At 38.3% G+C, this 13326-nt stretch carries 11 protein-coding genes and 1 other RNA gene; all 12 read right to left on the bottom strand.

Translation table 11 applies throughout. From position 1 onward, the window contains the following. Positions 1-187: 187 nt before the first annotated feature. The 12 genes from ACQKMD_RS15890 to ACQKMD_RS15835 all read right to left on the bottom strand — a co-directional run bounded on the left by ACQKMD_RS15890 (position 188) and on the right by ACQKMD_RS15835 (position 13260). Entirely contained in the window at positions 188-1162 is a 975-nt protein-coding gene (locus ACQKMD_RS15890; RefSeq protein WP_427753119.1) for a tyrosine-type recombinase/integrase, read from the bottom strand. A 163-nt stretch (positions 1163-1325) separates the two neighbouring features. Continuing rightward, positions 1326-1685, bottom strand: a transfer-messenger RNA (tmRNA) gene (ssrA, locus tag ACQKMD_RS15885). Between the two features lie 182 nt (positions 1686-1867). Next, positions 1868-2335, bottom strand: a complete 468-nt coding sequence (gene smpB, locus ACQKMD_RS15880) for an SsrA-binding protein SmpB (protein ID WP_038188785.1) — start codon at positions 2333-2335, stop codon at positions 1868-1870. A gap of 33 nt (positions 2336-2368) precedes the next feature. Continuing rightward, on the bottom strand, positions 2369-4780 hold the full coding sequence (rnr, locus tag ACQKMD_RS15875; RefSeq protein WP_427753118.1) for a ribonuclease R: 2412 nt from the start codon (positions 4778-4780) through the stop codon (positions 2369-2371). Positions 4781-4823: 43 nt separating this feature from the next. Continuing rightward, on the bottom strand, positions 4824-5570 hold the full coding sequence (locus ACQKMD_RS15870; protein ID WP_427753116.1) for an alpha/beta hydrolase: 747 nt from the start codon (positions 5568-5570) through the stop codon (positions 4824-4826). 118 nt (positions 5571-5688) lie between these two features. Next, a complete protein-coding gene (secG, locus tag ACQKMD_RS15865) occupies positions 5689-5916 on the bottom strand; it encodes a preprotein translocase subunit SecG (RefSeq protein ID WP_427753115.1) in 228 nt (75 codons plus the stop codon). Positions 5917-6161: 245 nt separating this feature from the next. Continuing rightward, a complete protein-coding gene (gene eno / locus ACQKMD_RS15860; protein WP_427753114.1) occupies positions 6162-7457 on the bottom strand; it encodes a phosphopyruvate hydratase in 1296 nt (431 codons plus the stop codon). Positions 7458-7477: 20 nt separating this feature from the next. Beyond that, entirely contained in the window at positions 7478-9004 is a 1527-nt protein-coding gene (gpmI, locus tag ACQKMD_RS15855; protein WP_427753112.1) for a 2,3-bisphosphoglycerate-independent phosphoglycerate mutase, read from the bottom strand. After that, positions 8997-9758, bottom strand: coding sequence for a triose-phosphate isomerase (tpiA, locus tag ACQKMD_RS15850; RefSeq protein ID WP_427753110.1), 762 nt, complete (start codon positions 9756-9758; stop codon positions 8997-8999). The genes gpmI and tpiA overlap by 8 nt, the downstream gene beginning before the upstream one ends. A 17-nt stretch (positions 9759-9775) precedes the next feature. Further along, positions 9776-10960, bottom strand: coding sequence for a phosphoglycerate kinase (locus tag ACQKMD_RS15845; RefSeq protein ID WP_427753109.1), 1185 nt, complete (start codon positions 10958-10960; stop codon positions 9776-9778). Positions 10961-11198: 238 nt separating this feature from the next. After that, entirely contained in the window at positions 11199-12206 is a 1008-nt protein-coding gene (gene gap / locus ACQKMD_RS15840) for a type I glyceraldehyde-3-phosphate dehydrogenase (RefSeq protein ID WP_427753108.1), read from the bottom strand. Between the two features lie 25 nt (positions 12207-12231). Further along, positions 12232-13260: a sugar-binding transcriptional regulator gene (locus ACQKMD_RS15835; protein ID WP_427753107.1), complete on the bottom strand. Its 1029-nt coding sequence runs from the start codon at positions 13258-13260 to the stop codon at positions 12232-12234. Positions 13261-13326: the final 66 nt, after the last annotated feature.

The raw sequence follows: 13326 nt of genomic DNA, 5'->3' as shown, positions 1-13326 counted from the left end.
CGACGTTGACGTGACATAGTAGCACGCTCCTTTAAGTTGGTAGTCTAAGTGTAATAGCCCTTATTTTTTTTGTCCAACTTAGTGTAGCCGATTCATACCATTGACATGATTTTTTAAAATACAAAAAACCTCCTAAATTTTATATCAGGAGGTTCACTTCAAACTTCACATTATACCGTTCATTGCTTCATAAATAATTTCGTAAATCTTTCGCAACTTCATCCACATCTAAATCTAAATACTGCGTTGTAATAGCTATGTCAGAGTGTCCTAGAGCTTTACTAATAAGAGGTACACTCGCTCCCTTCTTAAGCAGATTTTTTGCATATGCCCTTCTTATAGCGTGTGCGTTGATGTTCTCAAGCCCAAAGCGTTTACTATATTTATTAAGTTGCTTTGAAATCGCATTGTTTGATGATTTGCTATTATTGAGGGGGCTGCCATTCTGTGTAATAAAGATATATTTGTTCTCTATATCATAGTAGGAGCGGATACCATTGTTCATATGAATAAGTGTCTTGAACAATTGCGCTAGTTCATCATCAATTGGTAATTTTAGATTTTTGTGATTCTTCATTGCTGAACCGTCTATGTTCAAGTACATGTTACCGATGTCTATATGATGCTCCTGTAGCTCTCCAAGCGTTCTAATGCGGATACCTGTCTTGTACATGGTTAAAATAGCAACAGTGTCACGTAAGCCAATAAATGTATTCTGGTCGATTAGGCTAATCAGGTTATCTATATCATCCTCTGCTGCTCCTGTTTTGACTTTCTTATCAATTTTGATTTGAATACCTGCCCAGAATTTGCGCTGTATCCATCCATTATTGTGAAAGCGAGATAACACCGCTTTAACGGATTTGAGGCGAATTAGTTTCGTCTCTCTTGAAACTTTCAATGAGTCCAAATATAAGTAAATGCTATTAACGGTAATATCCTCTATATATTTAAGCTGGGTGACTTCTGCAAACTGCTGAAAGATGTACTCATAGCTGTTAATTGTTCTTTCACGATTGCCACCGACTCGCATTTGTTGAAACGCTGTATCGAGTGCATGGTGAATCGTCATCGCTTCACGTTTCTTGTCATTAATGTATGTGAGTGTTCCCGCTTCCTCTGGTACTGCAAATACTCCATGTTTACGATTTCTTGAACCCATACAAAAAAACCTCCTATTTGTTGTATTAGAAGGTCTTGAACAAGTAAAAATATAAGAAGAATCTCTAGGGATTAAAAAAGGGACATTCAACAAGAGTTCAACTCCCGTTCAATATCCCTAATTCTGAAAACCGTTGATATGACTACGTTTGCAGCCATTTTAAATATGGAGACGGCGGGAGTCGAACCCGCGTCCAGAAACTCCAATACTCAAGCTTCTACGCGTGTATCTTGCCTATTTAGGATTCACGCATCATTAGCCAGCAAGCAGGCATCATGAGCGCTAACTTGGGAAGCTCTTGTTACTAGCTCAAGTGGCACTAGTAACCGTATCCCACTATAAGTGAGCCTGAACTATTCTACATGGGCGATAGAGTAGACAGGCAGTTTCAACAGCTTACGCTGCGAAAGCTAAGTTGTTTTGTTGTTTGCCAGTTATTATATAACTTCCGTTGATGACGAAGCCGAGACCTCCGACGCGCAACTCAAGCTCAGACCATCCCTGTCGAATCCGTAACGTCCCCTTAATAGTGGCTAAATCTCTACAAGGTATTTCTACTACTTGTAGTTAAATGCCTTAGGGAACCTTATGACATAAATGTCTTAAGGCCGTTCGGAAATACTTTAAAAAAAGTATTTATACTGGCTTGTTTACTTTTTAAATTATAAGGCAATATCGAGCAAACTTCAAGTTTGAGCATCTCAATTAGATTTGGTTTTTTGCCTTGAATGTACGTTCCATATCACGTTTTGCTTCTTTTTTACGTAGGTCATCACGTTTATCGTAGTTTTTCTTACCTTTACCAACACCGATTAATAATTTTGCATAACCATCTTTTATGTACATTTTCAGCGGTACGATAGTATAACCGTCACGTTTAACTCTACCAATTAGCTCAGCAATTTGTCTTTTATGAAGCAATAATTTACGTGAACGTAATGGATCATGATTAAAACGGTTTCCTTGTTCATATGGACTTACGTGCATGTTTGAAATCCAAGCTTCATTACCACTGACGCGGACGTATGAGTCTCTCAATTGCACTCTACCGTTACGAATTGACTTAATCTCTGTTCCTTGTAATACCATTCCTGCTTCGATTGTTTCCTCTATAAAGAAATCATGTCCTGCCTTTTTATTTTGTGCCAGAACTTTTCCTGACCCTTTAGCCATTATCAATCACCTCATTAAATAGAGGAGAAGCGACTAGCGCTTCTCTTTATTTTTCTTTTTACCATTGCTACCTTTTTTCTTTTTAGCAATACCTTCGTAGAACTTTTTCTTTTGGCTACCGCTTTTACCGGATGCTTTACGCTCTTCTTTTCGTGTTTTACCATTCACTTTAGCACCACTTGGTTTTCGAGTTCCGCTTCCGCTTCCACTCTCGCTTCTACCTTGCCCTCTGCCACCTCTAGAGCCCTCTTTTTTCTTCGCATGAATGACACGTGGTGCTTCTTTGCGAGTACGGTTGAATTCGCGTTTCATGCCGACAATTTCAAAGTCCACTGAAGATTCTTCAACGTTGACAACCTTAACTCGAATTTCTACCCCATCACCGATACGGAAAATACGACCTGTACGTTCGCCAATCATTACCATTTGACGGTCGTCAAAACGGTAGTAATCATCTGTCATATTGCTAATATGCACTAGACCTTCAATTGTATTTTCTAATTCGATAAACATACCAAAGTTTGTAATTGAACTAATGATACCTTCGAATTCGTCACCAATTTTATCAGCCATGTATTGTGCTTTCTTCAGTGCATCTGTATCGCGCTCTGCATCGACTGCACGACGTTCTCTCTCAGACGTATGCTGTGCAATTTCGTCCATTATAGCATTCCAGTGTGCAACTGTGGCTTGTGAAACGTCACCATTAATTAAGTACGTACGGATTAATCTGTGAACAATTAAGTCCGGGTAACGACGAATTGGAGATGTAAAGTGTGTATAAAACTCTGTTGATAAACCAAAGTGTCCTAAACATTCCGCACTATACTTTGCTTGTTGCATAGAACGAAGCATCATAGTCGAAATAACAGGCTCTTCAGGTAATCCTTCAACTGATTCTAAAATCTCTTGTAATGCACGTGGGTGAACTGTGTTACCAGTACCTTTTATAACTAACCCAAAGTTTGTTACAAATTCAAAGAATCGTTGGAGTTTTTCAGGTTTAGGGTCTTCGTGAATACGATAAATGAAAGGTACATCCATCCATTTGAAATGTTCTGCAACAGTTTCATTCGCTGCTAACATAAACTCTTCAATAAGACGTTCTGCTACTGTACGTTCACGTAATACAACATCTGTTGGCCAGCCATCTTCATCTACAAGTACTTGAGATTCTTTAAAGTCAAAGTCCACAGCACCGCGGTCCATACGCTTATTTCGTAGGATTTGTGCTAATTCGCCCATATCCTTAAACATAGGAACAAGATTTGCGTAGCGTTCTTTTAACTCTTCGTCATCTTCTTCTAAAATCTTATAAACGTCTGTATAGGTCATACGTTCAGTCGTATTAATAACACTTTGGAAAATTTCGTGCCCTATTACTTCACCACTGCCAGTAATCGTCATCTCACAAGATAATGTAAGACGGTCAACTTGTGGATTTAACGAACATATACCGTTTGAAAGTCGATGTGGAATCATCGGAATTACACGGTCTGTTAAATATACACTTGTCGCACGATCATAGGCTTCTCTATCTAAATCTGATCCCTCAGTTACATAGTAGCTAACATCAGCGATATGAACGCCTAGCTTATACGTACCATCATCATTTTTTGTTACCGTTACAGCATCATCTAAATCCTTAGCAGTTTCACCGTCAATTGTAACAATCATTTGATCACGTAAATCGATACGATTTTCTAAATCTGCTTGTGTTACTTCATCTGGAATTGCTGATGCAGCATCAATCACTTCTTTTGGGAAGTCGATAGCGATACCATGTTTATAAATAATCGATAAGATATCGACACCCGGGTCATTTTTGTGACCTAAAATCTGTGTTACAATTCCCGTTGCTGAGCGGTTATCCTCAGGCCATCCAGTAATTTCAATGACTACTTTATGTCCATCCATCGCACCAAGAGTATCCCCTTTTGCGATAAAGAAGTCGATTGATAATTTCTTATCATCTGGAACGACAAAACCAAAGCCACGATTAGCTTGAAAGACTCCGACTACCTTCGTTGTTCCTCTTTCTACAATTTGTATAATTTTACCTTCACGTCGATCTCCTGAAGTTGTTTTAGATACACGGATTAATACTGTATCTCCATTTAATGCACCGTTAAGCGCATCTGGCGGAATGAACACATCATCCATTCCTGCTTCTTCAGGTGCAACAAAGCCAAAGCCTTTTGCATGGCCGATAAAGCGACCTTTTAATAAATTCATACGTTCCGGCGTACCATAACGATTCGTATTGGAACGCAACACCTGCCCTTGCTGTTCCATTCTTACTAGTGTCTTTACTAGTTCTTTAAATTCATCCGCGTCTTTAAAACCAAATTGTTGTTCCAATTCAGCTACAGTAAGCGGTTTATATTGTTCTTCTTTCATGAAAGTTAATAATCGTTCTTGCAATGTTAATTCTTGATTGTTCATCTTTCTTCCCTCCTTCTATTAGCGTTTGCGAAGATTGCCCTTTTTACTCATGCCAATCGAGTTTTTCTAAAAAAGCATATAAATCTTCATGTAATTGTTTTTTCTCTTTGTCAAGAGTAATAACGTGCCCAGACTCTTTATACCATTTTATATCCTTATCATTGGACTCCACCTGATCATAAATGATTTGCGCTGAATTTTTATCAATCACGTCATCTAATAATCCTTGTGCAACGAATATTGGAGCATATATATGATCAATCTGATCACGAACATGATAAATAAGCTCACGTAATTCTGAAAGCGAAGGCATCCCTTGTTGCTTTAGCTCCATTATCTCTTGCTCAATTTCATCTGGTTTTTTACCAATAATTTTTTTAAAGTCACGTGCATATTTCAACACACCCTCGAACATTAGATCCGTAGTGCGCATTGACATTGGTGCACACATTGTCGCAATCCCCTTAATAGGTAGTGTATACCCTAAACGCAATGAAAATACACCACCTAAAGATAAACCTGCAACCGCAATTTCCTCATAACCAGCTTCTTTTAAAGTATTATATCCCTGTAGAACATCTTTCCACCAATCTGATGGACCTGTATGGATTAATTCCTCTGGTGGTACACCGTGGCCTTTATAATGAGGAGCATACGTAGTATAGCCCTTTTTCTCCAAAAATCTCCCTAACATTCGTACATCAGAAGAATTTCCAGTAAAGCCATGCAACAGTAAAACTGCACGTGGACCAGCTTTAAAAAAGAAAGGCTGTGACATTAAAACTTCCATGAAGCAAACCTCCATTAATAATACATTTCATGTATGTAAGTGTTCTATTATTAATTATATGCTTTTATAAAAGAAAACGCCTAACCATAAGGTGGTCAGGCGGTTCAAATATCGCTCATTAAATTTTAGCAATAGCTATAGCTAGTACAAAAAATAAAATTGATAATACTACCGTAATGCGGTGCAAAATAAGGTCCACGCCTCGAGCTTTTTGCTTACCAAAAAGTTGCTCAGCTCCACCAGAGATGGCTCCCGAAAGACCTGCACTTTTACTTGATTGTAATAATACTAAGACAACTAATGCAAGAGAAACAATGATTAATAAAGTCATAATCACAGTATGCATATGTTCCACCTCCTGATTCGAAACATCACAACAGTCTTATCTTACCAAAAACTGTACGTAATGACAACGTTGTTCTAATTCAATCATGCTATGTAGTCTTTATATAGACTAGCTCTTAAGTTTTATTCTAACATTTCCACACAATTTTGACGACTACCAATTGAAAAAATAGAGCTATTTCTACCGTCCTTTTTACGACAGTGAAATAGCTCTACGTTATTCAGAGCTTAAGTAAATTTTCTAACTTATTTATTTAAGTTGTAGAAAGATTTTAAGCCATTATATCTTGCTGTAGTGTGTAGTTGATCTTCGATGCGAAGTAATTGGTTATATTTCGCAACGCGGTCAGTACGTGAAGGTGCACCTGTTTTGATTTGGCCAGCATTTACAGCTACCGCGATATCAGCAATTGTTGCATCTTCAGATTCACCTGAGCGGTGAGAGATAACAGCTGTGTAGCCTGCTTGTTTAGCCATTTCAATAGCATCTAAAGTTTCAGTTAAAGTACCGATTTGGTTTACTTTAATTAGGATTGAGTTTCCAACGCCTTCTTCGATACCACGAGATAATTTATTTGTATTTGTTACAAATAAGTCATCACCAACAAGTTGTACTTTATTACCAATACGTTCTGTTAATAATTTATGACCAGCCCAGTCGTTCTCATCTAAGCCATCTTCAATTGAGATGATTGGATATTTAGTAGTCATCTCTTCGTACCAAGCAACCATTTCTTCAGAAGTTTTCACAACGCCTTCACCATCTAAATGGTATTTACCGTCTTCTTTACTGTAAAGTTCAGAAGATGCAACGTCCATTGCTAAGAATACTTCTTCGCCTGGTTTGTATCCAGCACGTTCAATTGCTGTCATAATTGTAGAAAGTGCTTCCTCGTTAGAAGAAAGGTTTGGCGCAAAGCCACCTTCATCACCAACTGCAGTATTATGTCCAGATTCTTTTAATACAGCTTTTAAGCTGTGGAAGATTTCAGTACCCATACGTAATGCGTGGCGGAAAGATTCAGCGCCTACAGGCATTACCATAAATTCTTGAATATCTACGTTGTTATCAGCGTGTTCGCCACCATTTACAATGTTCATCATCGGTACTGGTAATTGTTTAGCATTTACTCCACCGATATATTGATAAAGAGGAACTCCTAAATAGTCTGCTGCTGCATGTGCAACTGCTAAAGATACTCCAAGAATAGCATTTGCTCCAAGTTTACCTTTGTTTTCAGTGCCATCTAATTCGATCATGCTGTTATCAATTGATACTTGATCAAGCACAGCATAGTGACCGATTAACTCAGGTGCAATGACGTTGTTTACATTATCAACTGCTTTTAAAACACCTTTTCCAAGGTAGCGACCTTTATCGCCATCGCGCAATTCTACTGCTTCATATTCCCCTGTAGATGCACCAGATGGTACGATTGCACGACCAAATGCACCGCTTTCTGTGAATACTTCTACTTCTACTGTTGGGTTACCGCGTGAATCTAATACTTCACGAGCTTGTACGTCTGTAATAATTGGCATTGTTTTAACTCTCCTCAGTTTTAAAATAATGGTTTTCCTGTCATTTCAAGTGGTTGTTCCACTCCAAGTAATTTTAACATGGTTGGAGCCAAATCGGCTAAAATTCCACCATTTTGTAAAACGATATTTTCTTTTGTGACGATTACCGGTACAGGATTCGTTGTATGAGCTGTCATCGGTTGTCCTTCTAGAGTAGTAACCTCATCAGAATTACCATGATCTGCTGTTACAATTGCTGCTCCACCTTTTGCAATGATAGCATCTACAATTTTACCTAGACACTCATCAACGACTTCAATTGCTTTAATCGTTGGTTCTAGCATACCGCTATGTCCAACCATATCTGGATTTGCAAAGTTTAAAATGATACCATCAAACGTATCAGATTCAATTGCTTCTAACAGTGCGTCTGTTACTTCATAAGCGCTCATTTCAGGTTTCAAATCATATGTTGCTACTTTAGGTGAGTTAATCAAAATACGCTCTTCTCCTGCAAATTTCTCTTCACGTCCACCACTCATAAAGAATGTAACATGAGGATATTTCTCAGTTTCAGCAATGCGCAGTTGAGTTAATCCTTCATTCGCTAATACTTCGCCGATAGTATTTACTAAGTTGTCGTTTTCAAACGCAACCTCAGCAGTTACTTCATCACTATAATGCTTGAACGTTACATATTTGATATTTGTAGGGTGTTTTTTGCTTAATTCAAAGCTATTAAATGCAGGATTCGTAAAGACTTTTGAAAGTTCAATTGCTCGATCAGGACGGAAGTTAAAGAAAATAACCGCATCATTTGAATCGATTGTTGCTACAGGTTTGCCGTCTTCTTTTACTACAAACGGTACAACAAATTCATCTGTAATATCTTTTGCATATGAGTTTTGTACGCCTGATTTTGCAGAAGTTGCTTCTTCACCTTTAGCATCGACAAGTGCATCGTACACTTTTTCAATACGGTCCCAACGATTGTCGCGATCCATTGCATAATAACGCCCACTAATTGATGCGAATTTCCCTACACCAATTTCAGCAATTTGTTTTTCAGTTTCTTCAATATAAGAAACAGCTGATTTTGGTGCGACATCACGACCATCTAAGAAACCATGTATATAAACTTCATCTAAACCATATTTCTTAGCTAGTGTTAATAGAGCGAATAAGTGCTCATAATGACTATGTACACCGCCATCAGAAAGTAAACCCATCAAATGTAATTTTGTATTATTCTCTTTTGCATATTTTACTGCTTGCACTAATGCATCATTTTCGAAGAAGTCACCATCTTTAATAGACTTTTGAATTCTCGTTAAACTTTGATACACAATACGTCCAGCACCAATATTCAAGTGACCTACCTCTGAGTTACCCATTTGTCCATCTGGCAGGCCTACTGCTTCACCTGAAGCGAGCAGTGTTGAATGAGGATACGTATTCCATAGACGATCAAATGTTGGTTTTTTCGCTTGAGCTACGGCATTTCCGAACACTTCATTACGTAAACCTAATCCGTCTAAGATAATAAGTGCTACTGGTTTTTTAGGCATTTGCGCCCGCCTCCAAGAGTTTTAAATATGAATCTGATTGTAGGCTTGCTCCACCGACAAGAGCCCCGTCAATGTGCTCCATTGTCAATAATTCAACAATATTTTCAGGTTTTACACTTCCACCATACTGAATGCGAATCGCTGCAGCAGCTTCTGCACCTGCAATTTCTTCCACAGTGGCACGAATCGCTCCACAAACTTCATTTGCATCTTCTGCAGTTGCTGTTTTACCTGTACCGATTGCCCAAATAGGTTCGTAAGCAATAACAGATTGTTGTACTTGCTCTGTTGATAACCCTTGAAGCGCTGCACGTACTTGACCATCTACTTTTGCAACTGTATTTCCAGCTTCGCGCTCTTCTAAAGTTTCACCAACACATACGATTGGGATTAAGTTATAGTCAAAAGCAGCATGTGCTTTTTTATTGACTGCTTCATCTGTTTCGTTAAAATACTCACGACGTTCTGAGTGACCTAATACTACATATGAAACAGCGATGTCCGCTAGTTGAGAAGGACTTACTTCACCTGTAAAGGCACCTTCTTTTTCAAAGTGCATTGTTTGTGCACCAATTGCTAAATTAGAGCCTTTAGCTTGTTCTACAAGTGTTGGCAAAAATAATGCTGGAGCACAGATGACTGAGTCAACTTGAGCTTTGTTTGGGATTGATGACTTTACCGCTTTTACGAATTCTACTGCTTCATTTAAGTGCTTATACATTTTCCAGTTACCTACAATAATTGGTTTACGCATGTGAATACCCTCCATTACTATTTATCGTTTAGTGCGACAACGCCTGGTAAAGCTTTGCCTTCCATAAATTCAAGGGATGCACCGCCACCTGTTGAGATGTGGTTCATCTTATCTGCTACATGGAATTTTTCGACTGCAGCGGCTGAATCGCCTCCGCCAATGATAGTGTAGGCATCAGTTTCTGCCATTGCTTGTGCAACACCTTTTGTTCCGTTAGCAAAAGCATCCATTTCAAATACACCCATTGGTCCATTCCAAATGACTAACTTAGAGTTTTTAATAACATCTGCATATTCTGCAGTTGTTTTAGGTCCAATATCAAGCCCCATCCAATCAGAAGGAATTTGATCGATATCAACAACTTTTGTATTAGCATCTTTAGAAAAAGTATCTGCAACAGTAACATCAACAGGCATATGCAAATTCACACCTTTAGCTTGCGCTTTTTCAATAAAAGATTTCGCTAATTCAATTTTATCTTCCTCTAATAAAGATTGGCCAATATCATAGCCTTGCGCTTTAGAAAACGTGTATGATAGACCGCCACCAATGATTAAGTGATCTACTTTATCTAGAAGATTTTCGATTACGCCAATCTTGTCTTTTACTTTCGCGCCACCAATAATCGCTGTGAATGGACGTTCTGGAGTCGATAAAGCTTTGCCTAATACATCAAGCTCTTTCTCCATTAATAGACCTGAAACAGCTGGGATATATTCAGCAATGCCCGCTGTCGTTGCGTGTGCACGGTGAGCTGCTCCAAATGCATCGTTTACATAAACATCTGCTAATTTAGCAAAGCTTGCTGCAAGGTCAGCATCATTTTTTTCTTCGCCAGCATGGAAACGAACGTTTTCAAGTAATACAACATCACCGTTTTTCATGTTTGCTACTACTTTTTCAACCGTTTCACCGATGGATTCGTCTAATTTTGTTATAGGTTGTCCTAGTAATTCAGCTAGGTGTTTACCTACTGCTGTTAAACGTAACTCTTCTTTCACTTTACCTTTTGGACGTCCAAGATGACTTGCTAAAATTACTTTAGCACCTTTTTCAACTAAGCTAGAAATTGTGGGAAGTGCTGCTCTGATACGAGTGTCGTCGGTGATTTTACCATCTTCCATAGGTACATTAAAATCTACGCGTACAAATACGCGCTTTCCGTTTACTTCTACATCATTCATCGTCTTCTTCTGATACATGAAGAGAGCCTCCTCCAATTGTTTATATTGCTTTTTTAACTTTGCGAAATAAGCATCGTATTAATAATTTTCTATAATAAAACAGGCCTTTCGACAATATTCGAAAAGCTTGTTCCAATACTACTAGTAAGCAAGCGCTTTCTCTTCGTAGTAATAAAAGAAGGAGAAGAGTAATCCCTTCTCCTTTTACCCTAATACATTATAAACGCTCGGGTTCATAAAGGCTATGGTTTTTCTATTACAAACCTTGATCGTACATGTAAAGCGCTAGGTCGATACAACGAGCAGAATATCCTGATTCATTGTCGTACCAAGAAAGTACTTTTACTAGGTTATCTTCAAGGACCATTGTTGATAAGCTATCGATTGTTGATGATGCTTTATTACCATTATAATCAATTGAAACTAGTGGTAAATCTGTGTAATGTAAAATACCTTTTAGTTCGTTTTCTGAAGCGTCTTTTAGCACAGCATTGATCTCTTCTACTGATACCGATTTGTCTAATTCAGCTACTAAGTCTACTAAAGATACATTAGGTGTTGGCACACGTACTGCCATCCCGTCTAGTTTGCCTTTTAAATTCGGTAAAACTTTTGCTACTGCTACTGCAGCACCTGTAGTTGTCGGAATCATTGATTCGCCAGCTGCACGTGCACGACGATAATCAGAATGTGGTAAGTCTAAAATACGTTGGTCATTTGTATATGAGTGAATTGTAGTCATCATGCCACGTTTAATACCAAATTTCTCATCTAATACTTTCGCTACTGGTGCTAAACAGTTTGTAGTACAAGATGCATTTGAAACAACATCATGCTCTGTAGAATTGTATTCTTTATGATTCACACCCATAACAAATGTCGGCATATTACCTTTACCTGGTGCTGAAACAATTACCTTTTTAGCACCTGCTTCAAGGTGTTTACTTGCTAGTTCTGTTTTAACAAAATGTCCTGTAGACTCGATGACAATATCGACTCCAAGTTCTTTCCAAGGTAAAACTGCTGGATCTTTTTCAGCATAAACACGTACTCTCTTACCATTAACAATTAGATATTCGCCTTCAGAAGATACTTCTGCATCTAAAATACCGTGTACGGAATCATATTTTAACAAATGAGCTAACATTGCTGCGTCTGTTAAATCGTTTACTGCTACTACCTCAATATTCTCATGCTGTACTGCATTTCGAAATACTAATCGTCCAATACGTCCAAATCCGTTAATCGCTAATTTTAAAGTCATGTTATATTCCTCCATTTGTTTGTAATTACTTAAGTAATCGAATCATTTCTTCTGCCGCACCTAAATCTGTTATAAGAATAGTTTGCTCAGCAGGGTTTTTAATATACGAGAGAATTGCCTTAGCCTTCGAAGTTCCTCCTGCCACCGCTAAAATGGAAGGGCATTTATGAACTTGTTCCAGCTGGATACCAACAGTACGAATTCTATGTACTGCCTTACCCGTTTCATCAAAATAATAACCAAATGCTTCACCGACTGCTCCAAAACTTTGTAGCGCTTGTAAATCTTCAGTTGATGATTTTCTGCGAACGGCCATTTCCTCTGCAGAACCGATACCATGTAAAACAATATCAGTCTGTTCATATAGATCTATCATTTCTCTCACAATAGGTTCTTTCATCATTGTAGAATAAGCATTTTCACTTAAATATTCCGGTAAATACAACGTACGATAACTACCACCTGTTTTACTAGCAAAAACGGATGCAATGGTATTTGCTTGTAGTTGCATTTCTTCACCAATGCCACCCCTAGCTGCTATAAACTGTAGTTGTGAAAGTTTATTTGTTGGAGTCAAACTTTCAGCAATTGCGCTAATTGTACTTCCTCCGGTGACAGCTACGGTTTTCTTAGTATTTGCTAGACGTTCTAGCTCATTTGCAGCTTCCGCACCCATTAAAATTTTGACAGAAGGCTCAAAATCGTTATTGCCCGGTACAATGATTACTCTTTGAATATTAAAATGTCTTGTGAGTCTAGTTTCCAATGACGATATTCCTGACCATTCATGTACGAGAGACTTTAGTTTACTGAGTACATGATACCCACTATCCGAAATACTCATACCTGAACGGCTGGTAATTATCAATCCTTGCTCATTTAATAAATCAGTTTCCTTACGTACTTCACGCTCAGTTACTGATAGTTGCTCTGCTAATGCTCTACGGCCAATCGGACCCATCATCTGAATCGTTTGAAGTAGTCGATATCTGATTTGAAGGATGTCAGACATTTCGGGTAGTAATTTTAATTGCGCTTCCGATAATGTATACATATTATTGCGTCCTCCATCAGTCGTGGGTTATTTTTCGTCCCACTAGTTTCATTTTTGTCCCACTAG

This window comes from Viridibacillus sp. NPDC096237 (assembly GCF_050278625.1).
Taxonomy (GTDB): Bacteria; Bacillota; Bacilli; order Bacillales_A; family Planococcaceae; genus Viridibacillus.
This window is presented reverse-complemented; position numbering and strand designations above follow the sequence as displayed.